This window comes from Micromonospora sp. SD12 (assembly GCF_052068495.1).
In the GTDB taxonomy this organism is placed as follows: Bacteria; Actinomycetota; Actinomycetes; order Mycobacteriales; family Micromonosporaceae; genus Micromonospora; species Micromonospora echinofusca.
Window position 1 is genome coordinate 40439 of sequence record NZ_JBQHDF010000018.1, and the last position, 26850, is coordinate 67288.

General features: G+C 76.9%; 17 protein-coding genes. All 17 read right to left on the bottom strand.

Going from position 1 to position 26850, the window contains the following annotated elements:
• Window positions 1–93 precede the first annotated feature (93 nt).
• From ACTMS2_RS24805 to ACTMS2_RS24885, 17 genes are read right to left on the bottom strand one after another with little or no spacing between them, the layout of a single operon-like run.
• Window positions 94–3525, bottom strand: coding sequence for a DUF6519 domain-containing protein (locus tag ACTMS2_RS24805; RefSeq protein ID WP_441177540.1), 3432 nt, complete (start codon window positions 3523–3525; stop codon window positions 94–96).
• Window positions 3522–5645, bottom strand: coding sequence for a hypothetical protein (locus ACTMS2_RS24810; protein WP_441177541.1), 2124 nt, complete (start codon window positions 5643–5645; stop codon window positions 3522–3524). The genes ACTMS2_RS24805 and ACTMS2_RS24810 overlap by 4 nt, the downstream gene beginning before the upstream one ends.
• Entirely contained in the window at window positions 5642–8098 is a 2457-nt protein-coding gene (locus ACTMS2_RS24815) for a hypothetical protein (protein ID WP_441177542.1), read from the bottom strand. Before ACTMS2_RS24815 ends, ACTMS2_RS24810 begins: the two co-directional genes overlap by 4 nt.
• Window positions 8095–10473: a baseplate J/gp47 family protein gene (locus ACTMS2_RS24820; RefSeq protein WP_441177543.1), complete on the bottom strand. Its 2379-nt coding sequence runs from the start codon at window positions 10471–10473 to the stop codon at window positions 8095–8097. Before ACTMS2_RS24820 ends, ACTMS2_RS24815 begins: the two co-directional genes overlap by 4 nt.
• A complete protein-coding gene (locus ACTMS2_RS24825) occupies window positions 10470–10832 on the bottom strand; it encodes a GPW/gp25 family protein (RefSeq protein ID WP_089000541.1) in 363 nt (120 codons plus the stop codon). The genes ACTMS2_RS24820 and ACTMS2_RS24825 overlap by 4 nt, the downstream gene beginning before the upstream one ends.
• On the bottom strand, window positions 10829–11173 hold the full coding sequence (locus ACTMS2_RS24830; RefSeq protein ID WP_441177544.1) for a hypothetical protein: 345 nt from the start codon (window positions 11171–11173) through the stop codon (window positions 10829–10831). The genes ACTMS2_RS24825 and ACTMS2_RS24830 overlap by 4 nt, the downstream gene beginning before the upstream one ends.
• Window positions 11173–11679, bottom strand: coding sequence for a phage baseplate assembly protein V (locus tag ACTMS2_RS24835; protein WP_101409696.1), 507 nt, complete (start codon window positions 11677–11679; stop codon window positions 11173–11175). The genes ACTMS2_RS24830 and ACTMS2_RS24835 overlap by 1 nt, the downstream gene beginning before the upstream one ends.
• Entirely contained in the window at window positions 11676–12827 is a 1152-nt protein-coding gene (locus ACTMS2_RS24840) for a hypothetical protein (RefSeq protein ID WP_441177545.1), read from the bottom strand. The genes ACTMS2_RS24835 and ACTMS2_RS24840 overlap by 4 nt, the downstream gene beginning before the upstream one ends.
• Window positions 12820–13242: a hypothetical protein gene (locus tag ACTMS2_RS24845; RefSeq protein WP_441177546.1), complete on the bottom strand. Its 423-nt coding sequence runs from the start codon at window positions 13240–13242 to the stop codon at window positions 12820–12822. The genes ACTMS2_RS24840 and ACTMS2_RS24845 overlap by 8 nt, the downstream gene beginning before the upstream one ends.
• Window positions 13239–13883 (bottom strand): hypothetical protein, encoded by a 645-nt coding sequence (locus ACTMS2_RS24850; protein ID WP_089000538.1) that lies wholly within the window; start codon window positions 13881–13883, stop codon window positions 13239–13241. Before ACTMS2_RS24850 ends, ACTMS2_RS24845 begins: the two co-directional genes overlap by 4 nt.
• Complete coding sequence (locus tag ACTMS2_RS24855) at window positions 13880–21439, bottom strand: eCIS core domain-containing protein (protein WP_441177547.1); 7560 nt, start codon at window positions 21437–21439, stop codon at window positions 13880–13882. Before ACTMS2_RS24855 ends, ACTMS2_RS24850 begins: the two co-directional genes overlap by 4 nt.
• Window positions 21436–21678: a hypothetical protein gene (locus ACTMS2_RS24860; RefSeq protein ID WP_089000536.1), complete on the bottom strand. Its 243-nt coding sequence runs from the start codon at window positions 21676–21678 to the stop codon at window positions 21436–21438. The genes ACTMS2_RS24855 and ACTMS2_RS24860 overlap by 4 nt, the downstream gene beginning before the upstream one ends.
• Entirely contained in the window at window positions 21675–23501 is a 1827-nt protein-coding gene (locus ACTMS2_RS24865; protein ID WP_441177548.1) for an ATP-binding protein, read from the bottom strand. Before ACTMS2_RS24865 ends, ACTMS2_RS24860 begins: the two co-directional genes overlap by 4 nt.
• A complete protein-coding gene (locus ACTMS2_RS24870; RefSeq protein WP_441177549.1) occupies window positions 23501–24787 on the bottom strand; it encodes a DUF4255 domain-containing protein in 1287 nt (428 codons plus the stop codon). The genes ACTMS2_RS24865 and ACTMS2_RS24870 overlap by 1 nt, the downstream gene beginning before the upstream one ends.
• Complete coding sequence (locus ACTMS2_RS24875; RefSeq protein ID WP_441177550.1) at window positions 24784–25590, bottom strand: hypothetical protein; 807 nt, start codon at window positions 25588–25590, stop codon at window positions 24784–24786. Before ACTMS2_RS24875 ends, ACTMS2_RS24870 begins: the two co-directional genes overlap by 4 nt.
• A complete protein-coding gene (locus ACTMS2_RS24880) occupies window positions 25587–26324 on the bottom strand; it encodes a hypothetical protein (RefSeq protein ID WP_441177551.1) in 738 nt (245 codons plus the stop codon). The genes ACTMS2_RS24875 and ACTMS2_RS24880 overlap by 4 nt, the downstream gene beginning before the upstream one ends.
• Window positions 26321–26839, bottom strand: coding sequence for a phage tail protein (locus tag ACTMS2_RS24885; RefSeq protein ID WP_089000531.1), 519 nt, complete (start codon window positions 26837–26839; stop codon window positions 26321–26323). Before ACTMS2_RS24885 ends, ACTMS2_RS24880 begins: the two co-directional genes overlap by 4 nt.
• Between the last annotated feature and the right edge of the window lie 11 nt (window positions 26840–26850).

Consider the following 26850-nt stretch of genomic DNA (forward strand, 5'->3'; position numbering starts at 1 on the left):
TCGACCACATCCGCGATCCGCAACCGTGCTGAATGGCAGTCACCGAGAGCGTAGGCCGGTCGGGGCCGGCCGCGCAGTCGCCCAGGCGACAGCTCAGCTGACGTTGCCCGAGTTCCGTACGCCGCTGCCGAGCAGGATCGGCCCGTGCGTCGAGACGTTGTCGGTGACCGACCACAGGTGCTTGCCCGGTGCGATCCACCAGGACGGGTCGCACATGATCCCGGGGTCGCAGTTCTGCGCCAGGTTGTCCCGGATCGTCAGGATCGGCCCGCCCACCCCGGACGCCCAGACGCCGAGCCCCGTGCCGGCGGCCACCGAGATCCGGTTGTCCGAGACGAACACGTGCCGCATGTTGCCGACCTTGATGCCGCGGATCGTGCTCGACGCACGCCACCAGGCCTTGTAGAGGTGGATGTCGTTGCCGGTGACGCGGATGGTGCGGCCCTGGATGGGCGACCCCGAGCGGTGCGACACCCCGATGTGCACGCCCTCGGCCACCTGGTCGAAGCGGCAGTCGGAGACCTCGACGTCCCCGACGGCGGTCCCGCCCCCGATCACCACCCCGCAGGCGCCCACCGACGTCTCGGCCGCCGCCGTCAGCGCCTGCCGGTACGCGGCGGCGTAGCGCTCCCCGAAGGCCGGCTCCAGCAGGATGCGGTCGGCGACGGCGCGCAGGTGCCGGGCGGCGGCGGAGGGCGTCTGCACCGGGCGGGGCGGCGGCGAGGCGGCGACGGCGGCCTCCCACGCGCCCTGGCTCAACGCCGAGTCGAAGCGCAGGCTCGCGCCGGGCGCGGGCAGGGCCACCTCGCGGCGGTCGCGGGCGATGTCGTCGGCCCGCCGCACGTCCAGCCCGCCGCCGACCAGGTAGTCGCGCAGCGTCTGGCGGCCCTCGTCGGTGTCGAAGATCCGTCCGGCGCTCTCGCCGAGGCGCCCCTTGAGCGACGTGAGCTGCCGCTTGTAGGTCGGCAGCCGGCCGGGGTCCTGGGTGGCCAGCTCCACCAGGCGCAGCACGTACGCCCCGGCGGCCTCCCCGCCGCGCAGGTCCTCGGCCGTGGGCGGGTGCAGCGTGGTCAGCGTCCGCCACTCGCTCTCCGGGACGATGGAGTTCGTCCGTACGCCCCACTGCCCGACCCGCACGACGGTGTTCCACTCGCCGCGCTCCAGCCGGTCGTGACGGTCGAGGGCGAGCCGGCCCACGAGCTGGCCGGCCAGCTGGCCGCGGAACTTCTCGTCCTTGACCAGCTCGGCCAGGGTGAGCGAGGCCGGCCGGGGCGGGCAGGAGAAGCGGCAGCGGGTGACGATCGCGTGGTCGGGGTTGACCAGCAGCACGCCCTGCTGCCCGTGGCCGATGCGGAAGTCCGAGTCGAGCACCCGGACCCGGCCGGGTGGGGTGTTGTGGTCGTTGCGCACGGTCAGGCAGGTGCTCTGCGGTGACGCGCCGGGCACCCCGGTGAGCTGGACGTGCTCGACGGTGACCTCGGCGCAGTTGACGGCGGTGACCGGGCCGAGGCGGTGCGAGGCGGACGCCGGGCCGGGGGTCTCCACCGCCAGGTGGGCCACCGACACGGTGCCGCAGTCGACGAACATCAGCGCGTGCTCGTGGCCCTGGACCCGTACGCGGCTGGCGGGGCCGCTGCCGAGCAGCCGGATGTTGGCCCGCCCGGACAAGGTGACGGGGGTGGTGCTGGTGTACAGGCCGGGGGCGAAGCAGATCAGCACGTCGCCAGCGGGCAGGGTGCTCAGCGCCTGCACCCAGTCCATGCCCGGCCGGACGGTCACCGTCGCCCAGCCGCCCGTGGTGGCGGCGGCGAGCTGGTCGATGGCGGCCTGCACCGTGGTCGAGCCGGCCAGCGCCGGGTGCCCGGTCGGGTCGTACGACACCCGGTCGGCGCGCGACAGGCTGGCGGTGAAGGTCAGCGGCAGGCCGGTGGGCTGTCCGGCCTCGTCGAGCAGGACGGCGGTGACCTCCTGGGTGGCGGTGGCGGAGTCGAGCTGCCAGGCGCAGCGGGCCCGCCCGTCGGCGCCCGTCTCGACGGTGACGGTGGCGGCGGTGGTGGACCCGGAGGTCACCCGGCCCTGGCCGACGGTGACGCCGAACCTGACCCGGGCCTTGGCGACGGGCCGGCCGCCGACGGCGACGCCGGCCACCAGGTCGTGGCCGAGCGGCACCAGGGTCGCCGGGCTGGCCGGCACCGGCACGGCCTCCTGGCCGTCGCCGCCGAGCAGACTCAGGGCGAGCTGACCGGTCAGCGGGGCGAAGACCGGCCGGCAGTCGCGCAGGACGCTCCACTGGCTGCCGTCGTACGCGACGACGCCCAGGCGACCGTGGGAGCGGCGCGGCCCGTGCGGGGTCTGCGGCACGGGCGTGGTGCCGACCCGCGGCCACTCCACGTCGTGCACCGCCGCGCGGGCGGGGAACGACCACCAGTCGCCGGTGCGGTAGCCGCCCGAGGCCGCGAAGCGGATCTTGATGCCGAGTTCCAGGTCGAGTTCGGCCCCGCCGGCCGGCACGGCGCCCCGCCCGTCCCAGCGGCGCACCCTCGGCCGGCTCGGGAAGGCGGCCCGGTCGAGGCTGCCGGTGGCGGTGGCGGGCCGGATCACGATCCGGTCGCCCTCGACCCGGTCGACCTGCACCAGGGTTCCGGGCACGCCGTTCTGCTCCCGGCCGTCGTCGGTCAGCTCCACCCAGGAGCCGTTGGCGAAGCCGGCGCTGCCGTCGCGGCCGGGGACCTTCACGGTCAGCACGTCGACGTCGATGCTCTCCCACGTCGCCACCGTCGCGGCGTTGTCGCGCGACCACACATACGTAGCGGTGCCCGGGGCACCCCCGGAGAGGATCTCCACCCGGTAGTACTGGTTGTCCAGCCCCGTGTACGGCGAGCCGGTCGGGATGACGCAGTCGCCCCCGGCGGCGCCGGTGGGATCGGCGCGTACGGCGAGGGTGCCGGTGGAGGCGGCGGTCAGCTCGGCCCAGCCGGGCGGGGTGTCCGCGCAGCCGACCGGCGTGCCCGGCGGCCCGGCCTGCGCCAGCCGCACCTGCCAGACGGTACGCAGCCGGGTGGCCGTGTCCGGCCCGCCGAGGGCGACCTCGCGCAGGGTCGGGTCCTCGATGGCCGTCACGTGCTGCGGCCACACCTGCAACCACGCCACGTACACCCCGGCGGGCACCGGGGCGCCGGCAGGCAGCCAGGTGCCGTCGAGGCGGCGCACGAACGGGCCGGCCGCCGGCAGGTCGGGCTGGCCGAAGACGGAGACCTGCGCGTCGTTCTCGCAGAGCACCCCGTCGAGGTAGTAGCGGCCGGCCGACAGGGTGAGGTCGGCCCCGCCGGTGAGCGCGAACGCCCCGCCGGCCAGCGGCGCGCCGGCCGCGCCGACCACGTCGGTCAGCGCCGTGGCGCGCAGGTGCGCCTGGATGTCCTGCTGCTCGTTCCAGTCGGCGTCCAGGTCCACCCGGCCCTGCTGCTTGCGTACGCTCGTCGCGTGCCGCCGCTGGTCGAACGTGGCGCGGCTGATGTCGCCCTTCATGGTGTGGTTCCTCCGGTCGGCAGGACGGGCAGGGCAGCGGCCACCCGCCCCAGCGGCAGGTACTCCGCCAGCGCGAGGGCGAGGTTGTTGAGGCGTTGCGGCGTCAGCGCGCGCCGGAACGCCCCCATCTCGGCGCCGGACTCCGCGCCGGTGTGCAGCTCGGCGGCGGCGGTGCCGGCGAGCCGGCCGTAGGTGGCGTCGCCGTAGCGGGTGCTGGCGTACGCCGGCCCGACGCGGGTGGCCACGTCGGGGTCGCCGGGGTGGGCCTGCTGGGCCAGGTCCGGCTGGCAGCGGTAGCGGCGTGGGGTGACCGACCCGGGCCGCAGGTAGCTGAAGCGGACGTGGCCCTGCTGGCGCCGGGCCACGCTGACCGGCTGGTCGAACAGGCAGTCCGTGGCGGTCAGCACCCGCACGTCGGTGGTGCCGAGGACGGTCACCCCGGTCAGGTCGGCCTCGGCGTCCGGGGCGGCGATCCCACCGTGGACGAGCGTGTCGACCACGGTGACGGGACCGTCGCCGGCGGCCAGCGCGCCGGTGACGCAGCGGTGCACCGCCACCCGCGTGCGGTCGTTGCCGGCGGCGACGGTGAGGCCGGTCGCCGCCGGCCCGACGGTGCAGTGCCGCAGCTCGATCCGGCCCAGGCCGGTCTCGCCGGCGGCGGGCGCGGCGACGCTCACCGCCCCGGAGACCAACAGGCCGTCGAGGAGAAGTTCGCCGGGGCGCTCGCCGGCGCCGGTGCCCGTGACCGACAGGCCGCCGAGCAGGCAGGGCCGGACGCCGACCGGGTCCAGGTCGGCCTGCCGGCGTGGCCGGTCCGGCGGTTGGGGCCACCGGGCGGCGAGGAGGCTCAGCCGGCTGCCCTGCCCGACCCGCACCAGGAGGTCCTCCGGGTAGCGGTGGCTGTCGGTGAGCACGATCCGGCCGGCCGTGCCCGGGTGGTCGGCCTGCCAGTCGTGCCAGGCCGTCACGGCCTCGGCGATCGAGGCGACGACCTCGCCGGGGCGCGGCGGCTCGGTCACGCTCACCGCGAGCTGCCAGTCCACCGGCCCGTCGGCCGCGCCCAGGTCGCCCTGGCGGGGGTACGGGCCGGCGCCCACGTCGGCGCCGAAGGCGTACCACCAGGAGACCGCCAGCCGGTGCACGGGCCGCCCGGGCGCGACCGTGACCCGGCCGCGTACCGGGTCGACGCGCACCAGGCTGCCGGTCGGCCGCTCCCATCCGGCCAGGTCGCAGATCCGCAGCTGCTCCAGGGGTACGGGCCGCAGCTCGTCGCCGGGCGCCGGCTGGATCCACACGACGAAGGAGGGGTCGTCCTCGCGGAACCAGCGCAGCTCCTGCGGGGCGGGCGGGGCGGCGGAGGCGAGCGCGGCCAGCTCGTCGCGCAGCGGGCGGCGGCGCAGCGGGCCGGGCACGTTGGCCTCGTCGGCGCGGTGGTCGATGTCCGGCTCGGTGACCGTGGGCCCGGTGAGCTGCCGGTCCACCCCGACCGGGTCGATCCACCACCGCCCGTCCGGCGGGTCGGCGACCGGCGCGGCGCTGGCCCGGTCCAGCCGGTACGACGGCAGCGGCCACACGTACATGCCGATGTTCGGGATGTTGGGGCGGCCCTGGCCGGCGTCCATGGCCCGCACGTCCACCGTCCGGCAGACCGGCTCGAACGGGCCGCCGACCAGTTCGAGGGGCCCCGCGTCACGGACCGCCGCGGTGGCCGGCGCGGTGCGCACGTGGTTGACGTGCTGGGTGACGACCAGCCGTTCGAAGAACTCGACGGCGGCGGTGCTCCAGCCGGTGTTCGCCCGGGTCAGCTCCTCCAGCGCGGCGGTGGTGCCCTTGCGCCGCCGGAACCGGATGGTGTCGGCCACCCGGGCCCGGTCGGAGAACCCGGTGCCGTCGGCCAGCGGGTGCAGCCGGCCCGCGCCCACCAGCTCACCGAGGTAGGGCACGACCCACTCGGCGCAGGTCTCGACGAACCAGTCGTCGGCGAGCTGGTCGACGTCGGCGGCGAGCAGGACGGCCTGCTCCGCCATCACCTCCACCAGCGCGCGCAGCACGCCGCCGGCCGCCTCGTCCTGGCTGCGCAGGGCGGCCGGCAGCAGCGCCCAGATCTCCTCGGCCCTCACGATGCCTCCAGCAGGGTGACGTCACCGGCGTCCGCGGTGAGCAGGTCGGCGGGGAGCAGCAGGTCGCCGGTGCGGCGCGCCGGCGCGGCGGCGATGACCTCGGCCCGGCCGGCGGGCTGCCCGGCCTCGTGCAGCAGCTCCAGCACCACCGCCGCGACCCCGGGGACCGCGTGCAGCAGGGCCTGCACCTCGCTGGCGCGTACGGGCTGGGCGTAGTCGCGGGCGTCGAAGCTGAGGCCGGCGACCAGCGCCGCCCGGGCGGCTGCGGCGACGGCGGCGAAGCGGTGCCCGGGCGCGACGAGCAGCCGGGCCGTCACCGCGACCCGGCGGCGGCGGTGGCCGAGGATGCGTACCGGCACGGCGGGCTGGCGGGCGGCGTCGAGGGCGCGCAGCAGGTCGCCGCGCACCGGCGCGCTCTCCGGGACCGGCGCGCCGTCGGGCCCGGCCACGGTGAGCAGGACGATCTGCCGCTGCCCGTCCCAGACCAGGTCGGCGCGGGCCTTGCCGATGCCGGCGAAGGCGCGGGCGAAGTCGGCGTGGTCGTGCAGGGAGACGACCCGCCCCAGGGTGCGTACGGCCAGCGGGGCGTTGCGGCGCGCCCGGTCCACGCCCTCCGGGTCGTCGGCGCCGGCGGCGGGCACCGGGTTGGTGACCTCCATCAGGCCCAGCGGCCGCGACAGCGGGATGGTCAGCCGTCCCGGCGCCAGGTCGGCCAGCCGGCCGATCCCGGACCGGTAGGTGGCCACCACGTTGTCGCGCCCGGTGGGCAGCCGCGCCCCGGTGCGACCGTCGCCGAAGGTGACGGTGACGGTGCCGTCGTCGGCCCGGCGCACCGTGTAGACCCGGGCCGTGGCGGGCTGACCGAGCAGCGCCGGCACCTCCTGCCAGCGCACCCCGTCGACCCAGACCGCCAGGGTGGTGCGCGACCCGCTGGCGGTCGCGGCGGGCACGTGCGTCAGCGGCGCGTGCCGCAGGGTGAACCGTTGGAACGCCTGCCGGGCGTCACCACCGCCGAGCACCTCGGCCCGGCTCTCCCCGTGGGTCGCCTCCGCCACGTTGCCCAGGACGCGGACGCTGTCGCGCCGGTAGGTGTGCGCCACGTTCGCCTCGAGGTCCACCGTGGCGGCGTCGCGGACCCGCTGGACGACGACCACCTCGCAGACCGCCGCGCCCGCCGGGTCGACGCCGGTGAGCACCAGCCGCCGGCCGGGCTCCAGCCCGGGCGCCGGGCGGGCCAGCTCCAGCGTCGCCACCCGGGCCAGGGGCGCGGTGCGCGGCACCGGGGCCAGGGGGAGCAGCCGGCTGTCGCCCAGCACCGTCGTCGAGCGGCGGGAGAAGGTGTGCGAGTCGCCGCCGGTGACGGTGACACGGGTGGTGCGGGCGGCGATGCCGAAGTCCGCCACCGGCAGGTCCGCCACCGCGTCCACCCGGCGTAGTTGCGGCGTCCCGCCGGTCTCCAGCACCAGCCACGAGCCGGCGACGACGGACGGGTACGACTGGTCCAGGTGCAGCTCGCGTACGGCCGCCGCGAACGGGGCGTCCACCCAGCTGTCCGCGCGGTTCGCGTACGCGCCGGGCAGCACCTGGTTCGTGCCCGGGTTCAGCTCGCCCACCCGCAGCGCAACGGGCAGCGCCGACCACGGCTGGGCCTGGTGGCCGAACAACGCGGCCCGCTGCGCCAGCAGGTGCACCTGCACCCCGGGCACCTGGTGGCGCAGCTCCGCGCCGAGGGCCCGCGCGCCCACCGGCGCGTCCAGCCCGACGACCGTGTACGCGGGCACCACCTCGCCGCCGTCGAGCGCGGTGGCCGCCTGCGGCAGCACCGCCGTGACGGCCCGCACCCGGCGCACGTCGAACCAGTCGGGGCCGAGCACCAGCAGCGCGTTGCCGGGAACGAGCACCGTACCGGTGCCGGCGAGGTGGAGCGTGTCGTCGCCGGGGCGGGGGTCGCGGGGCTCGGTGACCCGTAGCCCGACGGCGTTCAGCTCGGGGCGGGCGAGCAGCGGCTCGACCGTCTCGAACACCTGGGGCAGCTCGCCGGGGCCCGGGACGCTCTGCGCCTGGCTGCCGGCGGGGATCGGCACGCCGTCCGGCGCTCCCGGGGTGGCCGTGACGGTGAAGGAGAGCCAGGTGGCGGCGGCGACGCCAGGGCGCAGCTCGTAGCCGATGGCGCGGGCCAGCATCAGCACCGAGCCGCGTTCGGTGGCGGTGCCGAGGAAGCCCTCGTTGGCGATCCGCTCCTGGTAGAACGCGAGTACGTCGAGGGCACCCGCCCAGGCGTGCAGCAGGGCGACGGCCGGGTCGTCGGCCTCGCGGGTGGTCAGCCCCGCCAGCTCCGGCCGGGCGCCGAGGCGGGTCAGCATGTCGGCGGCGAAGTCCGCCTGCCGGCCCAGCCGGTAGTCGATACCGCCGCGTCCCGGCGGGTTGGGCCCCCGGCCCGCTCGTGTCGTCACAGCCCACCCACCAGGTCGAGGTGCAGCATGCCGTGCTCCGGCACGCTGGGGTCGTTGTCGAGGCGGATCACCTCGGTGTCGCCGGTGCGCAGCACCCGGTCGGCCAGCTCGCCGCCGGGTGCCACGCCCACCGGGTGCAGCTCGGTGACCCGGACGTCGGTGACGCCCGGGACCGGCACCGCGGCGGCCAGCAGCTGGCTGACGTAGAGCGGGGTACCGAAGCTGAACCGGTCGGGGTGGAAGAACCCCCGACGCCCCCCGGGCAGGTCCCGGTCGGAGAACAGCTCCAGCAGGGCCCGACGCACGTCGGAGCGGAACGCCCCCGGCGCCACGCACACCCACAGGCGCAGCTGCACCGGCAGGTCCACCGGGTCGCGCAGTTGCAGGTCGTACCCGGCCACCCGGAACCGGTCGAGGCGGCCGGCGAGCCGCCGGGCCAGCCCCGGCTCGCCGGCCAGCCGTTGGCCGCCCAGCAGGTCGAGGGTGAGGAACACCGTCCACCAGGAGCCGGTCCAGCGAATCCGGGCGGTGGCGCCGGCCACCTCGGGCAGCCGCAGCGCCGCGGCCACCCAGTCGCCGGTGGTGACGGCGCGTTCCTGGGTGGCGAAGGCGACGGGCGCGTGCTGGCGCGCGTGCTCGACGTCCTCCGGGTCGGTGCCGCCGACGGCGGGCAGCGGGTTGGTCACGCCGAGGACGCCGGAACGGTCGGTGACCAGCGTGGTCAGCGCGTCGTGGCCGAGGTTGCCGGCGGCGCCGCCACCGCGCCACCAGGTCGCCTCGAACACCGTGCCGGCCGGCGGTCGGCGGCCCGACACGTCGTCGCCGAAGCGCAGCGCCACGCGGCCGTCGCGTTCGCGCTCCGCCACGAAGCCCTGGTCGAACCGGTCGGCGTTGAGCAGGTCCCGGCGGGGCCGCCAGCTTCCCTCGGTGGTCTCCAACCGGATCAGCGGCAGCGCGGCGCGCGGGTCCTGGTCGAGGGCCTGGGCCGCCGGCATGTCCGTCGGGAACGGGGCCGCCGCCGCCACCGGCTCGGCGGTGAGCACCGGCCGCCACCGCGCCTCGGCGGCGGGCGGCAGGTGTCCGCGTACGGCGATGGCGTGCTGGACGGCCACCACGTTGCCGCGGGCGACGGCGCAGGTGACGAGCTGGCCGGTGCCCGGGCCGGCGACGGAGGCGGTGACGGTGAGCGGGAACGTCAGCCGGTCGGCGGCGCCCCACTCCACCTCCAGCACCGGCAGCCCCTCCACCGGATCGGTGCCCGGGCGCACCGCGACGAGCCGGACGACCTGCCGGTGCGCCGGGTCCGCGTCGGCGTGCCGCCCGGTGGCGGGGGAGAGCACCTCCTCCAGCAGCAGCAGGTCACCGGCGGCCAGCCCGGTTGCCGGCAGGTCGACCAGGGTGGCCCGGGTCGCGCCGGCCGGCAGGTGGCAGTCGCTGCCGCCCCAGACGTGCAGGGCGATCTCGTTGCGGGCGGAGCGGGGGGCGAGCGCGGTCAGCGTCTCGAAGCCGGTGGCGCCGTCGGCCAGCAGCGCCGCCGCGTCGGCGGGCGGCAGGGCCGGGGTGGCCCGGTCGGCGGCCAGCACCGGGGTGCCGGCCGGCACACCCCGAACCTCGGCGTCGGAGCCGGCGGCGACCCGCACGCTCAGCCAGGCGCGGGCGGCGCAGCCGTCGTGCACCGTGTAGTCGAGCAGCCGGGCGTGCCGGCGCACCGAGATCCGGCTGCGGGCGGTGCCGAGGTACGCCTCGGTGCCCGCGGCGTCCTGCCGGTAGGAGAGCCGGTCGGCGACGTGCGCCAGCGCCTCCACCACGGTGATCAGCGGGTCGGCCGGGTTGCGTTCGGTCCAGCCGGGCAGGGCCGCGAGCCGGTCGAGCAGCAGCCGCCGGAAACCGGCGTAGTCCTTGGCCAGGTAGTCGACCGGCGCGGGCGCGGCCGGGGGCGCGGGAACGACCGGCGCGGCGGGCGCCGGGTCCAGGTCGCTGGGGCAGTTCGCCTTGAAGGAGAAGGTGGCCGCCGCCAGCACCGGGTCGAAGCCCGGCGGCACCCGCTCGTCCACCGCCGAACGCACCAACCGCAGGGTGTACGGGGAGAAGTCGCCGGCCCGGTCCACCCGTACGGTGAGCACCGTGCCGGAGGCGGCGACGGTGAGCACCCGCACGCCGGTGATCCGTACGCCCCCGTCGACGACCACATTGCCGGCGACCAGCGCCGCCCCGCCCGGCACGCCGCCCGGCTGGCCGGGCAGCGGGTGCAGGAACCCGACCCGCAGCAGCTTCTGGTCGGCCGCGTCCACCTCGACGAAGTCCACGCCGTTGAACGCGCTGCCGGGGCGGGCGACCTCGGCCCGGCGCTCGTCGTCGCTGCACCGCACGCTCATCCGGTCCCCCTCGAGATCCGTACCTCCGCCGGGCGGCCGGTGGCGCGCAGCCGGTAGCCGACGTGCACCCGTACGGCCGCCTCGGCCAGGTCGACGCGGACCTCGTCGACCTCGATCAGCTCACCGAGCCACCGTTGCAGCGCGCTGCGGGCCTGCAACTCGGCGGCGCCCACCACCGCCTCGTCGACGGGGGCGAAGAGCAGTTGGCCGAGCCCGGCGCCGAAGTCCGGCCGGTTGACCCGCTCGCCGGGCGCGGTGAACAGCACCGCCTCCACCAGGTCGGCGACGTGCCGCTCGGGGCCGGCCAGCCCCGAGCGGCCCCGGTTGTCGGGGCGCCACGGAAAGGCCGGGTACGTCACGACGCCACCGCCCGGATCTGGAACCCGCTCGCCGTGGGCGGGCCCTGCGGCACGCCCTCGGCGCTGACGCCCAGCCCGATGCTGGTGGCGAGCATCGCCGGCTGGCCGTTGACCAGCACCCGGGCGGCCGGGGCGGTCCACTGGATCCGGACGCACGGCTGGGGCTTGGTGCCGGCGCCGACCGGCACCTGGAAGGTGCAGCCGGCGACCGGGTACGCGTCGGCGGCGGTGAGCACCGGCAGCCCGTCGACGAGCACCCGGGAGTTGGCGGTCTGCGCGGTGACCGGCCCGGCGTGCGGGCAGGAGACGACGGCTCCGACGTGCAGCGGCGGGCCCGGCATCACGTCACCGTCAGCGCGGTCTGGTTGACGGCCACGGTCGGCCCGATGAGGGTGACCGAGGCGCCCTTGCCGTTGGAGATGACGATCCCGGTGTCGTTGATCGAGATCATCGCCCCGGTCAGCGTCTTGAGCAGGATGCCGCCGGCCGGGCCGGGCGCGTCGGAGATCATCAGGGTGGCCTGGCCGGGGGTCTGCAACACGATCGGCGGGGTGGGCGGCGGCGCCGAGGCCACCAGCGCGGGGATCTCCGCCTTCGAGCCGTACCAGCAGCCCGTCCAGATCGGATGGTCGGCGTCGCCCTGCTCGAACTCCACCCACACGCCGGTGCCGGGCAGCGGCACCGTGAACACGCCGGCCTGGATCCCGGCGAGCGGGAAGCAGGGCATCGCCCAGGTCGACGGGGGCAGGGTGACGTCGGGGACGGTCACCTGGATGCGTCCCTGCTGCAACGGGTCGATGTGGTTGACCACCGTGCCGCGATACTTGCCGTAGTACCTGGTCGTCATGGCTGGGCCCTCCCGGATATGGAGACGTGGGCGTTGCGGCCGAGGGAGAAGCGCTGCTTGACCTCGCCCGCCTTGACGGTGGTCGTCACGCTCTTCACCACGTACTCGCCGTCGTAGGCGCGGCCGGCGCCGCGCACCCCGACCAGCCGCCGGCACTGCAACAGCCGGCCGTAGCGCAGCACGTCCAGCGAGCCGGAGCCGGTGATGACGTTGGCCGACTGGGCGGCGCGGGCCAGGCCCCGGGCGAGGGTCTGCACCACGTCCATCCGGGCGGTGGCGTCGTCGGTGCCGGCCGGGTCCGACCGGCCGACGTTCATCCGCCGGTACGACAGCGGGACGGGGATCCTGCGGCCCAGCGGCGGGTTCAGCGGGGTGACGTCCGGCACCGGCAGCGGGATCGGCACCCGCACCTGCTCGGGGAAGGCGGTGAGCAGGTGGAGGGTCTTCTGCACCCCGTCGAACGAGAACGACAGCGACTCCACGTTGGAGCCGGCGTCGGCGTTGACGGTCAGCGCCGGCTGGGGCTGGCCCGCACGGACCTCCGGCCCCCAGTAGGCGACGTTCATGCCGGGGGTGGGGCCCGGCTCGACGTAGAAGGTGTAGCCCACCTCGTCGGCCAGCTGCGACACGTACGCGAAGGTGGTGCCGCGTACCGCCGGGATCCGCTGGATCGGGTTCGGCGCGAAGACCAGCACGCTGGGCACCAGCATCGGCACCACCCCGTACGCGGCGAACGGGGCGAGCAGGGTCAGCACCCGGGCCTCCGCCGGCATCGGCATCGGCAGGTCCGACAGGTCGATCAGGTCCATCATCTGGCTCACGTCGACGCCGGTGAGGGTGAGCGTGGAGGCGCCGGCGTCGTTGCTGCGGGCCACGTCGTGACGGGTGACGACGCCGTCGGAGAGCACCTGCGGTCGGCCGTCGAGGTGCAGCACCAGCAGCACCCGCGTCGGCGGGTCGAGGCTGCCGTCGGCGAGCATCCGTTCGGCCAGCGAGCCCCGCCCGAGGGCGAAGCGGAGCTGGAACCCGGAGCGCTGCCCGGCGTTCTGGGTCACCTGCGCCTCCTGCAACGCCTCCACCAGCTCGTACGGGGCGGGGCCGAAGGTCAGCGGCCCGATCAGCAGTTGCAGGCGTACGCCCCTAGGCATCGCCGCCTCCCGGGAAGCCCTCGGGCAGCGCCACCCGCACCACCCGGCCCGGCTGTTCCAGCTCGGCCGGGTCGAAGGCGCCGTTGGCGTCGCAGAGCTGCCAGAAGGCCGTCGGGTCGCCGAGGGTACGGGCGGCCAGCAGGTCGACCCGGTCGCCGTCGGCGACCCGCTCCCAGCCGGCCGTGGCCAGCCGCTCGGCGGGCGGCACGAACCGGCGGCGCAGGTGGACCAGCTCCGCACCGGTGTCGGGGTCGACGGTCGTCGTGGTGCCGACGCCGGCGTACCGGCTCTCCGGGGGGATCGCCCCCGGCGACGGCTCGCCGACGCCGCCGGTGCCGGTCGCGGCGAAGAGGGTCTCCGCGACGCGGCTGTGGGCGGCCACCAGGGCCGGGTCGGTGTCGCCGGGCCCGGTCACGGCAGCCGGTCGATTCCGAGGTCGCCCAGCCGGCCGCCGCGGGCCCGGCCGGCGAGCTGTTCGAGCTGCTGGTGGGCGGCCATGGCGAGCCCGCCGGCCCGCCCGGCGGTGCCCACGTCGTTGACGGTCAGCACCCGCAGGCCCAGCCGGATCTTCGCGCGGATCGGGTTCAGCATGGGATCGAACGCCTCCTCCGTGATGGTCAGTTCGGTGATGCGTACCGGCCAGAGCCGGCGCCGTCCGAAGGCCAGCAGCACCAGCGGGGCCGGTGGGGGTACGACCTCCAGGGTCCCGGCGGCCAGCAGCGCCGCGGCGTCCTGCACGGCGGCCAGGCTGGGGTAGGCCAGCGACTCCAGGGCGGCCAGCTGTGCGGTCAGGCCGAGTTCGGCGGTGTCGCGCTCGGCGAGCTGGTCGGCGGCGTCGAGTTCGGCCTCCAGCGTGAGGGTCTGTACGGGCGGACCGGTGATCCGCAGCGCCTCGCCCTTCGCGCCGCCCTCCGCACCGCCGGTCTTGAGCTGGAAGCCCCGGGTCAGCGCGTCCGGGTTGTACTGGAGGGTGATCACGCGGCGGGTCCGGCCGCTGTCCGGGTCGAGGACGACCAGGCCGGCGCGGAGCAGGCGGGGGCTGAGCGGACTGGTCACGGGGTGCCTCCTGGAGCGGTACGCCGCCAGCGGATGCGCTCGGCGACGGCGCGGTCGATCCGTCCGGTCAGCAGCTGCGGGCTGAGCCCGTCGAAGGTGAGCCGGGCGTCGGTGAGGTGGGTGATCCGGATCTGGCCGCTGGAGACGCCGACGGAGCCGAAGAGCAGGTTCAGCCGGGCGACGGTGGCGCTCTCCAGCGCGATCGGGCGCAGCGCGCCGGGGCGCCCGGCCCCGCCCGCGGCCCGTCGCAGCCCGCCGCCGACGGTCAGGTGCATCAGCGCGTCGGGGGCGAGCACGATTTCGTTGCCGGTGCCGAGCGGCAGGGTGATCTCGCGGGGGTTGCGCACCGAGAGGTCCACGTCGACGTTGCGGATGGCCAGCCGGCCGGGCGGCTCGGTCGACGGCTCGTCGTCGCCGACGTCGGCGATGGTGTGCAGCAGGTCGTCGCGGGACTCGGGGGTCGGTTGGAGCAGCCGGTTCAGCCGGACCAGGTGCTCGGTGCGGGCCTGCTGCACCTCCCCGGTGGTGAGCTGCCAGCGCAGCACGTCGACGTCGCTGTCCGGCGGCGGCGCCCCCTCCGGGCCCACGGTGGGCACGTGCACCCGGTAGACCAGGGCGTCGCCCTCGACGACGAACCGACCCGGGGTCCACCACGGCAGCGCCCCGGTGAGCCGCCGGTAGTCCACGGTGCCGTCGCGCAGGGACAGCCGGACCTCCCACACGCGGGTGCCGTAGAGGAAGCCGTCGTGGGCGACGTCGAAGTCGACGTGCCCGTCGAGGCTGTCGATCACCTCGCTCAGGTTGTAGGTGTGCAGGATCCGCAGCAGCCCGTCCCACTGCGTCGCCATGGCGGCCCGCCGCTGGGCGCTGGTGGTGCGGGCCGGCGCGGCCGGGGCGGCGCCGCCGAGGAGGGTGGCGAGGTCGAGGCTGAACGTCGCGTCGCGGATGTCCAGCGAGGGCAGCTCGCCGGAGCCGGTGTCCAGGTCGTGGGTGAGGTCGCCGAGCAGGCCCCGCTCGACGAAGATGTGCAGGCCGAGACCGGTGTCGGTGAAGGTGAGGCCGGTGATCTCCCCACCGCGTACCGCGATGCGGCGCCCGGGCGCGGGACCGCCGGGGGTGGCCGGGTCCTGGGTGTAGCCGATCGAGGTGAAGCGCAGCCCGTACTCGGGCCGGCCGGCCGGCGCGCCGAGCAGCCGCAGCTCCCGCCCGGACTCGGCGGTGATCTGCGCGCGGATCGCGGTGAGGGCGGGCTCGCGCAGGTTGACCCGCAGGGCCCCCAGGTCGAGGAAGTCGACGGTGAGCCCGGTGGCGGCGAGGTCGGCGCTGCCGCGCGACAGGAACGTGCCGATGTCGAAGCCGACCCGGGGCGCGCTGATCGCGCCGATGTCCAGGCCGCCGAGGACGCGCATGCCGGCGGCGGTGCCGGTGGCCTCGACCACGAACCCCTCCTGGCCGGCGCCGGGGCGCAGCCGCAGCTCCCCGAGGACGGCCTCGCGGTCGGCGTCGAGGCGGATGGTGACGCCGTCGCGTAGGTCGACCAGCAGGCCGCTGGCGCGGGTCTCCTGCACCACCACCTCGCGCAGCAGCAGCCGCCGGAACCGGCCGCCCGGGGTGCCGGCCGGGTGCAGGTCGATGCGTGCCCGCGCGGTGATGCCGGTGAAGGTGAGCGCGCCCTCCCCGGGGGCGATGCGCAGGCCGAGCGACTCGCCCTGCCAGTTGAGGGCGTCCACCGCGACCGTCGCCAGGCGTAGCCCGGGGGAGCCGTCCGGGCCGATCTCGATCCGGTCCGGCGCGACGCGGATCAGGCCGGTGTCCAGGCCCTGGATGCCGACGTGCTGCTCGTGTTCGCCGGGGCGCGGGCCCACGCCGAGGTGGCCCTCGCCGCCGACGACCCTGGCCTCGACCCGGCCGCCCCGGCCGAAGCCCAGCGTGAGCTGCGCGGCCGACAGCGCGCCGTCGACGTGCAGGGCCGCGTCGATCTGGCCGGCGATCTCGACCCGGGTCGCCCCGGTGCGCAGCCGCCCGGCCACCAGCCCGGCCGCCCTGCTCCAGCGCAGCCCGCGCAGGTCCACGTCGAGGATCTCCAGCGGCGGCAGGTCCGGCTCGCCCGCCGGCACCGGGGTGGCCCGGCCGAGCCCGATGTCGAGCACCCCGCTGCGGTAGCGCAGGTCGCGGCCGGTGACCCGGTCGATGTGCAGCCGCTCGACGAACAGCTCGGCGGTGGCGGGGACGAGGCGCCCTGCGGCGTCACGGTGTTCGGGGGTGCTGTCCCAGCGGCCGGTGACGGTGAGCCCGTCGAGCACCGTCGGCCCGCGCGAGGTGATCCGCCCGTCGCCCGCCCGCCAGTCGATCGCCGACAACTCGATCCGGGACGGGCCGATGTCCTCGAACCGCAGCCCGCCGCCCTGCTCGGTGACGATGCGCCCGCTCACCCCGGCCCGGCGTACGGTGACCCGGCCGTCGGGCGTACGCAGGGTGGTGTCGGTGAGGGTGAGCCCGTCGAGGCGGGTGGCGACGGCGTCCGTGGGGTCGCTGACCACCCGTCCGGTGGCCGGGTCGACCTGGTGCGCGCCGGCGCGGATGAGGTCGACGGTGACCGCCGCCGCCCCCGGGCCGGTGGGCTGCCCGCCCACCGTGCCGGTGATCGTGGTCGCCGGCCCCTGCAGGGCGCGGGAGAGCACGGCGAAGCGCAGCTGGTCGAGCTGGCCGACGGTGAGCCGCCCGGAGTAGGTCGCCTCCGCGCCGGAGAGGTCGACGTCGAGGTCGCGCAGCCGGACGCCGACCAGCGCCCCGGAGACCGCCTCCACGGAGTAGCCGGGCGCCGGCTCGGTGACGTCCATGCCGACCTGGTCAGCGTCGATGCGGTCGATGACCATGCTGCGTACCAGCGCGCCGCGGGTCTGCCGGCCCGAGCCCGTAGCGGCCGTGCGGATCAGCACGTCGAGGCTCATCCGCCCGATCCGGGTGCTGCCGCGCGAGTAGAGGCTGCGCCCCGGCGAGCGCAGGATGACCCCGGTCAGCTCGGTCTGCTCCACCACCAGGTCGGGCATGCTCAGGTCGTCGCCGCGCGGCACCACCCGGCCGTGGACGGCCTCGCCGGGCTGCCCGTCGCCCCGGGCCGGCGCGGTGAACGCGATCCGGCGGGCCTCCAGGCCGGGCCCGCTCGCCCCGGTCACGGCGAGGTCGCCGACGCCGACGCCGAGGGCGGTCCGCCGGGTGGGCAGGCCCTGCTCGGCGGCCGCGCCGGCCAACTCGGGCGGCAGCAGCCCGCCGCCGTCGGTGTCGAGGTCGGCGCGCAGCCGCAGCCGACGCGCCTCGACCCGCTCCACCGCGTACGCGCCGGCGCGCACGTCGGTGGCGGTGGCCTCGGCGAGCCGCACGCTCACCCCGAGGGTGGCGGGGTCGAGCGAGGCGCCGAACCCGGCGAGGGCGAGCCCGCCGACGGAGACGCCGAAGTACCGGCGGGCCGCCTCGCGCAGCCGTTGCAGCTCCTGCTCCTCGGCGCGGGTGCGGTGCCCCGGCACGTGGCGGTCGGCGGCGTCGACCGGCTCGGCGGGACGCGCCTGAAGCTCCCGGATCCGCGCCAGGCCGGTCAGCCAGCGGGTCAGCTCGGCACGCCGCTGCGCGTGGCGGGGCTCGTCGGGCAGCGCGGCCAGTTGCTCGCGTACCTGCTCGGGGGTGGGCAGTTCGGCGGCGGTCAGCCGCAGGGCGGGCGCGCCGTCGGCGCCGGGCAGCAGGCGTACGCCGGCGGCCTCGACCGAGGCGGTGGCGGCGCGGGCCGTGGTGGTGAGGTCCGGCGGGGTCCGCTGGGCGCGGAACCGGTCGATCAGCTCGTCGTCGGGCAGGTGCTGCCCGACGCGGGAGGGCAGCGACGCCTCGGCGTGTACGGGGTCGATCTCCACGCCGGCGGCCTCGACGCGGCCGGTCAGCCCGGTGACCCGGATGCCGCCGATGTCGAGGGTGCCGCCGGCGCTCGACCGCAGCCGGTCCGACAGCTCGATCATGCGGCGGCGTTCGGCCTCGCTGAGCGAGTCGGCGTGCCAGCGGTGCCGGCCCTCCAGGCGTTGCAGCTCCCGCTCCAGCGGCTCCAGCTCGGTGACCTGCCGGCGTACGGCGGCGAGCCGCTCGCGCAGCGCGGGCTGCGCGGCGGTGCCGGCGCGGCCGAGCCGTTCCTCGATCGAGCGCTGTTCGGCGCGCAGCCGGGCGGGCAGGCTGGTGCCCACGCCGAGCAGCGTCCGGCCGATCTCGACCCGGCCGATCTGCTGCATGCCGGCGAAGGAGAGCCCCTCGGCGGTGGCGCTGGCGAAGCTGACCTGCAACGAGCGCAGCATGCCGGCGGCGTCCCCGACGCGCTCGCCCACCGCGCGGGGCGGCCGGAAGACGCCGTCGGTGATCAGACCGATCGTGGCATTCGCCAGCGGGCTGAAGATCTCCCCGGCGGTGTACGAGGCGACCTGCCGGGCCAGGAACGGCGCGCCGGCCGTGTACGGGGCGATCAACGCGTCGCTGATCTTGGAGAGGAAGGGCAGCCCGCCGTAGAACGAGATGACGTTGTGCAGCAGGTGGATCAGCGGATTGATCAGCGGGATGCCGATCCAGCCGCGCCGCGACGGCTCGTCCAGGTCCTCCGTGCCGGTGGCCCCCGCGCGGAAGAACAGGCGCGACAGCCCGAACCGGGTCAGCCCGAGCATCCCGCCGGGCAGCGACTCGCTGGCGAAGACCACGTCGGCGGCGCTGACGCCGCCCACCCCGGCCTGCGCGCCGACCGGCCGCTCGTAGCCCCGGTCGGAGAAGGACGCCACCACGTCCAGGTCGGTCAGGGTGACCCGGCCGGTGCGCAGGGAGCTCCCGGTGAACACCCGGTTCACCCCGCTGAGCTCCAGCCGGGGCAGCCGCACCCGTACGACGCCCTGCCGGGCGTCGACCGACAGCGACAGCTCGTTGGACCGCTCGCCCGGGGCGCGGTCGCGCAGTCGCGCCCCGCCGACGTCGCCGCTGACCCACTGCAACTCGTGCAGGTCGAAGTCGCGGACCGTCACCTCCTCGGTGAACAGGCTCAGGCCGGTCCGGCTGAGGAAGAGCAGCTTCAGGCCGACGGCGACCAGCCGGCCCAGCTCGCCGAAGACGCGGGGCAGGCCGCCCGAGTCGAGCCGCTCGGGGACGAACGACGGCCGGTTGCGCTCGTGGTAAAGGCGCAGCTGCTCGACGAGGGACGCCAGCGCCGGCACCCGGTCGGCCCGCACCTCCCGCGACCGCAGGAACACCCAGCGGCGGTCGTCCAGCGCGTACAGCTGGATGATCAGCGCGCGCAGCTCGGTGGCCTGCGCGGCGCTCCAGAGCCGGTCGTCGCGCAGCCGGTCGCGCAGCGCGTCGCGGGTCTCCAGCCGGCGCGGCCCGGAGATGGCGGTGGTGGCCAGCGACGCGCGCATCTCGGGGGTCATCGCCGACTGCATCCGGGCCCAGCGGTCCGGGTCCTCGGCGGCGAGCCGGCTCTGCTCGGCGGCCGGCAGGTTGCGCACGAGGTGGAAGGCGAGCCACGCCTCGCGGGGATTGACCCCCCAGTCGAGCAGCCCGATGTCGAGCAGGTGGCGGGCCTGCCGGGCGAGCTGGGCGGGATCGCGGCGGGCGAACAGGTCCAGCAGCTCCGAGCGCCAGCTCTCGTGGGTGAGGTACGCGTCGGGCAGCGCCTCGACGATCCGGTCGAGGTCCCGCAGCGCGTCGAGCCGGCGTACGACCGAGGTGAGCGTCTCCCGGCCCGGTCCGGCGGGTCGGGCCGGCGCCACGGCGGTGCCCCGGTCCAGCCCGATCAGCCGGCGGACCAGCTCCACCGAGTTGTGCCCGTCCACCCCGGCCCGCACCTGCTGGTGGATCTCGGCGACGATCCGGTCCGCGTCGGCCCGGCCGCCACCGCGCCGGGCCGGGTCGAGCGGCTCGGCGAGGCTGCCGAGCCCGGCGTACCGCCCGCCCAGGACGTCCTCGGCCGGGATGTTCTCCTCCAGCCGGGCGAACCAGCGGCCCTGCTCCAGCCGCACCCACCGGTCCTGGGCGGCCAGCGGCAGGCTGCGCAGCAGCAGGTACGCGAAGCGGGCCTCGTGGTCGCGGATCGCCCAGTCGAAGACCCCGTACGACAGCAGGCCCTCGACGCGGGTGAGGTTCTGGTGTTCCTCCCGGGCGGCCAGCACGACGAGCAGCCGCGGGCCGAGGGGAGCGCCCACCCGCTTCTCCTCCCACGGCAGCTGCTCCAGCAGGGCGTCGATGCGCCCGGCCTCGTCGAGCCGGCGGACCACGTGGCGCAGGCGGGGACCCGGCTCGGGCGGGCCGGCGGTGGCGCTGCCGACCGGGCCCCCGGCGGTGGCCGTGCCGGCCGTGCCTCCGGCGGTGGGCGGGGCCGGCGCCAGCCCGGCCAGCAGCGCCAGCGCCTGGCTGCCCTGTCGCTGGCCGATCAGCCGCTCCACGTGGCGGAGCTGCTCACGCAGGCCGGTGTCCTCGTCCAGCCGGCCGGCCTCGGCGTCGGTCCCGCGCAGCGCCGTGATCTGCTCGCGCAGGGCGTCGGCGTCGCTGCCCCGCTCCGGCAGTTGCGTCAGCAGGCTCCGGAAGTGCCTCCCGCGGTCGCCGGTGAGCAGTTCCCGCAGGACGCTGGTGCGCAGGGCCCGCAGCACGTCCCGCGCGGTGCGCCGCTCGAGGGGACCGAGCCCTTCGGTGCTCAGCCCGCGCACGTTGCCGGCCTCCAGCAGGCGCAGCAGGTAGGGCGTCTGGCCGCCGAGCGCGGCGAGGGCGGCACCCGGGTAGAGCCGGTGGTGGCCGTCGTCGAGGTTGCGGCCCAGGTCGCTGCGCCGTGGCGACGGCAGGCTGTGCACCAGGCTCCGGGCGACGAGGAAGGGCAGCGTGTCCAGCACCCGCAGGCAGCCGCGCACGTCGTCGCCGGAGACCCACAGGCCGTCGAGCAGGTCGATGATCCGGGCCCGCTCGGCCCGGTAGCGGCGCTCGACCAGCTCGCTGAGCTGCGCCTCCAGCGGTCCGGTGCCGGTTTCCGCGTCGGGGGCCGGCGCGGGGCGGGCAGCGGTGGCGACGGCGCCGGTGTCGGCGGCGACCGCGTCGGCCGGCAGCCGGGCCGTCGGCGTCCAGAGCGCCCGCCCGGCCGCGGCCGCCTCGGCCAGCGCCCGTGCCTCGGCCTCCGGGTCGGTCACGCTCGTCGTCGTCGTCGACGCCGGCGCCGTGCTGGCCGCACTGCGCGCCGAGGGCCTGGCCGGGTACGCGCCCGGGGCGGCGGCGGCCTGCGCGAGGTGGCCGAGTTCGTGGGCGAGCAGGGCCCGCCCGGCGGCGCGCGTCGGGTCGTAGCCGGGGGCCAGGTGCAGCGCGCCGTCGGCGAGGAGCCCCTTCGCGCCGTGGTTGGCGGCCCGCCGTCCGGCCTCGCCGAGGTGCACCCGTACGGCGTCGGGCCGCAGGCCCAGCGCGGGGGCGTACCGCTCGACCAGGGCCCGGGTCAGCCCGGCCAGCTCGGCGTTCCGCTCGCCGGTCGGGGACTGCGGCCGGACGGCCGCCTCGCGCTCGCTCACCGGTCCACCTCCCGGCAGGCGGGCCGGCCCAACTGCGCCCAGATCGCCTCGGCCAGCGCTTGCGGCAGGTCCGTTCCCGGTGGCGCCGGCAGCGGGCCGGGCGGGGGAGAGGCGGGCGGCAGGCCGCGCTCGGCGAGCAGCCGGGCCAGCCGTACGCGCACCGCGTCGCCGAGCGCGGCGGGATCGGGCGCCTCGACCCCGGTGAGGACGAGTTCGCGGACGTCGACCTCGATGTTCATGACCACAGCCCCGGGTCGGCGGGCCGGTCGTGCTTGGCGTACTCGGCGGCCACGGCGTCGAGCACGTGCCGCATCCGGACGGGGGTGTGCTCCCCGGCGGCGACGAGCGCGGCCCGCAGGGCGACGGTGTGGATGTCGCCACCGGTCAGGTCCAGGCCGGCGAGCCGGTGCAGGTCGAGGCCCTCGGTGGCGACCTGCGGCGGGAAGGCACGCCGCCACAGGTCGGCCCGCTCGGCCGGGCCGGGATGCCCGAAGGGCACCAGCACCCGCAGCCGACGCAGGAACGCGGGGTCGATGGCGGTACGCATGTTCGTCGTCAGCACCGCCACGCCCCGGTACTGCTCCATGCGTTGCAGCAGGTACGACACCTCGATGTTGGCGTACCGGTCGTGGCTGTCCTTCACCTCGGACCGGCGGCCGAACAGCGCGTCGGCCTCGTCGAAGAGCAGCACGGTGCCGCCGCGTTCGGCGGCGTCGAAGACGCGACGGAGCTGCTTCTCGGTCTCGCCGATCCACTTGCTGACGACGGTGGCCAGGTCGACGCGGTGCAGGTCCAGGCCGAGCGCGCTGGCGAGGACCTCGGCGGCCAGGGTCTTGCCGGTGCCGCTCGGACCGGCGAAGAGGGCGGTGACCCCGAGCCCCCGCCCGGTACGCCGCCCGAAGCCTCGCTCGGCGAGCAGCGCGCGGCCGGCCGCGGCGGCGGTGAGCTGCCGCAGCTGGGCCAGGGCCGGGGCGGGCAGCACCAGGTCGTCCCAGCCGGCCTTCACGGCGATCCGTTCGGCCACCCCGTCGAGGTCCCGGCGGATCCGCTCGCGGACCAGGTCCCGGGCGAGCGCCGCCGGGTCGGTGGCGGGGCGGGCGGCGGTGGCGAGGATCTCGTGGTGGCCCAGGTCGAACTCGCGGGCCAGCGCGGCGGCGGGGCGTGCGGGCAGCAGCGCTCGCCACAGCGCCCGCTGCTCCTCGCGGGTGGGCCGGTCCACGTCGGGCCCGGCGGCTACCCCGTCGAGCGTGACGGCGCGCGGCACGGAGACGACGACGTCGCCGATGAGTCGCCCCAGCAGGTGCGCCACGACGCCCGTCTGCTCGGGCGGTTCGTCGCCGGTGAGCTCCACGACCAGCACGGGGTCGGCGAGCACCACCTCGCGGTTCCACAGCCGGGCCAGGGCGTCCCGGTCGGTGACGGCGCCGGGCAGGTCGGCCGCCGCCAGCCGGTGGGCGCGGCGGCCCACCGTCGCCGCCGCGGCGGCGACGACGTCCGTGCGGTCGGCCCGGTCCGGCCCGGTGACCCGCAGGGCCCGGCGGCCGGCCTGCCAGGCGGCGCAGAGGTCCGCCGCGGCCCGCCGCCGACTGCCCGGCAGGCCCGCCGGTGGTCCGGGCAGCTCGGTGACGTACGGCCGCAGCCGCTCGTCGAGCCGCCCGGCGCCGCGCGCCTCGTGCAGGATCCGCTCGTCGACGCGCAGCGGGGCGTGCGGCAGCGGTCCGTCACCGAGTTCGACCAGGCGGGCGGCGCGCAGCGGACGGTCGGGGGCGAGGGCGTCCCAGTGCCCGCCGGGCAGGGCGTCCAGGCACCAGGCGAAGGTGGGCGGGCGGTCCAGCAGGCCGAGTTCCCCCGTGACGGCGGCGACCAGCACGTCGCGTTCGAAGCCGGTGAGCCCGAACCCGGCCGCGATCCGGTCGAGGTGCCCGCCGTCCGGGCGGCCGGCCTGGGCGGGCTCGCCCTTGAGCAGCAGCCGGATCCGTTCCACCTCGGCGGCCAGCCCGTCGTCGGCCCGTTCGGCGACGGCGGGGGCGGGCCAGCGGGCGGCGGCGCGGGCGGCGGGCATCACAGCACCACGGAGGGGCCGGTGTACCGTCCGGAGGGGTCGGTGCTCAGCGGGCTGTCCACCCCGTCCACCCGCAGCCGCGCCAGGTACGCCCCGGCGGGCAGGTCGCGGAAGGCGAAGCGGACCCGGTCGGTGGCGCTGGCGCCGCCGGCGACGCCGTTGCCGGGCGGCGCGGGCAGGATCGTGCCGGCCGTCCCGGTCAGGGAGAGGGTGACCTGCTGCGTCGCCTCCACCTGCGGCTGCACGGTGACCGTGACCGTGCCGGTACGCAGCACCACCGAGTCCACGGTGCGGCTGGAGTCGACGACCACGTCGGCGGGAGCGACGGTGATCGTCGGCCGGTAGGTGACCGGCACGGCGTCGGAGCTGAGCGCCGCCCGGGGCGCGGGCGGGTCGCCCAGGTCGACGGAGTGGGTGACGACCAGTCCCCGCAGGCCGGCGGCGACGGGCCGGTCGAAGGCCGACAGGGGCACCCGCAGCTCGGTGGCCGACGCGGTGGTAGGGCTGGCGGTGGCCGTACCGACGCGGATGCGGGTGTCCGGGCCGGTCAGGTTGCGGCCGGTCACGACGAGGGTCGCGGCGGCGGTGACCGGGGTGCCGGTCGGCCCGTCGGCGCGTACGGCGTCGACCTCGGGGCCGCGCACGTCGACCGTGCCGGCCGTGACCGACCGCACCGGCAGGGGCTCGCGGGCTCCCCGCAGCGGGTCGATCAGCACCACCGAGACGTCGAGGAAGACGCTGCTGCGGTAGGGCGCGCTGAACGCCGACCAGAGCCGGAAGCTCTCCTCGCCGCCGGGGCTGTTGGCGACGCTGATCCGCAGCTGCTCCACCTGCTCGGCGAGGCGGGACTCGGCCACCGGCGCGGGCAGGGTCGCGTCCGGTGGGTCGGGCGCGAGGGACCGGCGGATCGCCGCGCGGGTCAGCACCGGCGTCTCGTGCAGCATCGCCAGCAGGTGCCCGAGGAGGATCTCGCCGGTCAGCGGGTCGTGGCCGTAGACGCTGGCCACGTAGTGCAGGTCGACGCCGAGCGGGACGGCGGCGACGTCGTCACCGGCGCCGTTGCGCGGCGGCGGACCGAGGTTGGCCCAGGTCGGGTTGCGGGTGACCCGGCTGAGGAACAGGTTGACCTGGTTGCCCTCCTGGTTGCCCACGCTCACCCGGTCCGGCGGGCCGGCGGTGACCGACACCCCGCCGACGGCCGACGACGCGCCGGTGGCCCGCAGGTACGCCATGAGCTGGGCGCGCAGCACGGCGGTGACGGCGGCGAGGGCGTACGCGGTGCTCATCGTGACCGTCCCTCCGCCTCGCGCAGGTAGGCCTCCAGTTCGGGGGCCGGTCCCGGGGCCACGGCGGGCGCCGGCGCGACCGGGGTGACCGGTGCGGGGGCGGCGGGCGCGGTGTGCCGCCCGGGGGCGAGCCGCACGTCGATGCGGCCGATGTGCAGGTGCACGGTGGGGCGTTCGGGCGCCCGGGCGGCGGCGCGGGTCACCGCCACGGCGCGCGCGGGCGGCGACTGCGGCGCGCGTGACGCGGGCACCGCGACCGTGGACACCGCGACCGTGGGCGCCGCGACCGGGGGAGTCGGTACGGCCGCGGGGAGGGCGGGCGGCGCGGGAACGGCCGGCGCGGCGGGCGGTGGGACCTGGTGGCGTGGTGCGGGGGGCGGCGGGTTCGGGGCGTCCCGCTCCGCCGCGTGCCGCACCGCGTCCGCCGGTACCGGCGGCCGGGTCGCGGGCGTGCCCGGCCGGTCGGGGGCCGGCGCGGTCGGCGCGACCGGCGCGGGCGGCGGCGTGCGCGGTGCGGCGGCCGGCGTGGCCGACCGGTCGCCGCCGGGGGCTGTCGGGGCCGCCGGAGCGGTCACCGGCGGGGACGCGGCGGGCGAGCCGGGTGGGGCCGCGCCCGACGCGCCCGCCACGGCGGGACGCGCCGCCGGCCGGTACGGCGTGGGGGTCGGCCGCTCCACGTCGTACGCCTCGACGTCGACGCCCGCCTGCGGCTGCTCCGGTTCGAACCGGCCGAGGGTGCGGGGCCGCAGCCGGGGCGCGGCGTCGACGGCGAGGGCGGCCAGCGCCGCCAGGTAGCCGGTCACGGGACCAGCTCCAGGTAGGCGGCGCGGCGGTGCGGCCCGAGGCCGAGCACCTGCGCCTCCGACCAGCCGTACGCGCGGGCCAGCCGGTGCACCTCGCCGAGCAGCCGCCGGACCCGGGCGTCGGCGGCCTGCCACGCCCAGGCGGGCACGTCGAGCAGCGCCTCGGTCGTGGTGCCGCAGCCCGGGCAGGTCAGGGTGACCGCGACGACCCCGAGCGGGTCGCGCTCGGCCATCACGGCCGACACCTCCGGCAGGGCGGCGGCGGGATCGTCCAGCGGCGGATCGGCGGCGAGCAGGCACGCCCGCAGCAGCCACCGCTCGGCCGCCGCCGCGTCCCCGGCCCGCGCCGCCGCCATCAGGTCGGCGGGGGTGGGCAGCCGCAGGGTCAGCCGGTGCCCCCGCCAGTCGAGCGTGAACGCCCCGGTGCCGACGCGCCGCGCGCCGCCGCGTGCGGAGTCGGCGGTCGGGTCCGACGCGGCGGCCAGCAGGTCGGCCACGGCGAAGCCGACCTCGAGCCGTTGCGGGCAGGCCGGGCAGTCGAGGGTGGCCTCCACCCGGCCGCCGGTCCAGGACCGGGCCGTACGCAGCAGCAGGGCCGCCACCTCGCCCACCGGCAGCCGGTCGGCGTCCTCGCGGCCCAGCAGCAGCAGGGGGCGCCGCGGCGCCGGCTGCCCGAGCGCGCGGTCCCAGGCGGAGACCAGCTCCACCTCGGTCGGCGGCGGCCCGGCGGTCACGAGGCGAGCCGGGGTTCGGCCGGCTCGGTGACCGCCTCGTCGCGTTCCCAGCCCTCGTTCTCCAGCTTGATGTGCTCGATCGCCACCGCGTTGGCGTTGGCGTCCAGCTCCGGCAGCGCCTGGTACTCCGACACCCAGCAGCGGAACAGCCGGTACGACTGGGCGACCTGCCCGGCCTCGTTGAGCAGCTCGATGGTGATGTCGCGCCGGAAGTCGGCCAGCGACGCCTCCGAGCCGAGGCCGGCGTGCAGCGCCCAGATCCGCCCGGCCCACTGGGCGAACTCGGCGTCGTGGGTCAGGCCGCGCTCCAGGGTGACGGCCTCGAACTCCGTACGCCCGGGGGACTTGCGGCTGGTCGACGGGTCGCCGCCGTCGCGGTGCTTGACCACCTCGGTGGTCCGCTTCAGCGCGCTGACCTTGCTGACCCCGGCCACGTAGCGGCCGTCCCACTTCACCCGGAACTTGAAGTTCTTGTACGGGTCGAAGCGCGTCGGATTGACCGCGAACTGCACCATGACTCACACCT